Origin of the sequence: Shewanella sp. 11B5 (genome assembly GCF_002836795.1) — a bacterium.
Classification (GTDB): domain Bacteria; phylum Pseudomonadota; class Gammaproteobacteria; order Enterobacterales; family Shewanellaceae; genus Shewanella; species Shewanella frigidimarina.
Genome location: NZ_PJAP01000083.1, coordinates 1 through 1,348 on the forward strand (window position 1 = coordinate 1; position 1,348 = coordinate 1,348).

General features: G+C 36.4%; 1 protein-coding gene and 1 pseudogene. Both read left to right on the forward strand.

Annotated features, from left to right (window positions below):
• Positions 1-239: pseudogene (prfC, locus tag CXF78_RS00680) on the forward strand (peptide chain release factor 3); the annotation flags it as partial.
• 274 nt (positions 240-513) lie between these two features.
• The gene (locus CXF78_RS00690; protein WP_102035701.1) at positions 514-1,275 is read left to right on the forward strand and encodes a TatD family hydrolase; all 762 of its coding nucleotides are present in this window, start codon (positions 514-516) and stop codon (positions 1,273-1,275) included.
• Positions 1,276-1,348: the final 73 nt, after the last annotated feature.

Here is a 1,348-nt window from a genome sequence, read left to right on the forward strand (position 1 = left end):
GACGATTAAAAAGTGAATATAACGTAGAAGCTATTTACGAAGGTATCAGTGTGAGTACCGCACGTTGGGTGTATTGCAAAGATGAGCGTAAATTAGAAGAGTTTCGTCGTAAATGTAGTCAAAATTTAGCCCTCGATGGCGGAAATAACTTGACCTATATTGCTCCAACAATGGTTAATCTAAATTTATCTATGGAACGCTACCCAGATGTTGAGTTTGCCAAAACACGCGAACATTAAATGTTAAGAAGTGTTTTACAGATATGTTAAAAAAGGTGGCTTTGCCGCCTTTTTTATTATTATTTTTAAGAGGGAATTAAGATGATTAAGGCTATTTTTAGACTATTTATTGTGAAACCCTGGCAAAGGTACATTTTATGGTGCGATGAGATGGGATTAACCCTAGAAAATAAACGTAGCTGTGTACCACGATTGAGTGAACCGACAAATGAAGCATCGATATCTGAGCCCGTCATAAAACAGAATGTTATTGGTAATAAAAAAGAGCGACATTATGATTGATACTCATGCCCATCTCGACATGTCAGAGTTCGATAATGATAGAACACAATTATTCGATGCCATGCATCACCATGGTATTAGCTCTGCTATTTTACCAGGAGTGTCAGTCGATCAATGGCAAAAGCAAATCCTAATAGCGCAGCAGTTTAATTGTTATTTCTCACTCGGTATTCATCCTTGGTATGTGCCGGATGATATTGATGCGGCTATTATTACACTTGAAGCAACGATACAACAATATAGCAAGAATAGGCGTTTGGTTGCTGTTGGGGAGTGTGGGCTGGATAAATTACATCATTGGTCAGATAAACAATTGTTGTTACTTGAGAAACAGTTATCACTTGCTCAAATTTATCAATTGCCCGTCATTTTACATGCCGTTAAAGCTCATCAAGAATTATTGTCATTGTTGGATCGTATTAAGCTATCTAAAGGCGGTGTTGTACATGGATTTTACGGCAACAGTGATATTGCGAAACGTTATATTTCGCTGGGTTTTAAATTAGGTATTGGTGCTTTAATACTCAATCCAAGTGCGAAAAAGCTTCGAGAAACAGTGGTTAATTTACCTTTAGAGCATTTTTTATTGGAAACGGATTCGCCAAGCATGCCACCTTTTGACCATCCTAAATCACGAAACACTCCTCTTATTCTGCCTCGAATTGTGTCCGAAATCGCATTTTTGAAGAAAAAGCCAACTGTTTGTATATTAGAACAGTTGAATAAAAATGCGTTGCAACTGTTTGAGCTTTAATTGTTTTTTAATGAACATAGAGACTTAAGTTGTTTTTAATGTCGTAAGGGTTTGAAATTAAACTTTAAAAACT

Bases quoted from the DNA above. Each gene is read 5' to 3' on its own strand.
- CXF78_RS00690 (WP_102035701.1), top strand. From the start codon at position 514: ATGATTGATACTCATGCCCATCTCGACATGTCAGAGTTCGATAATGAT.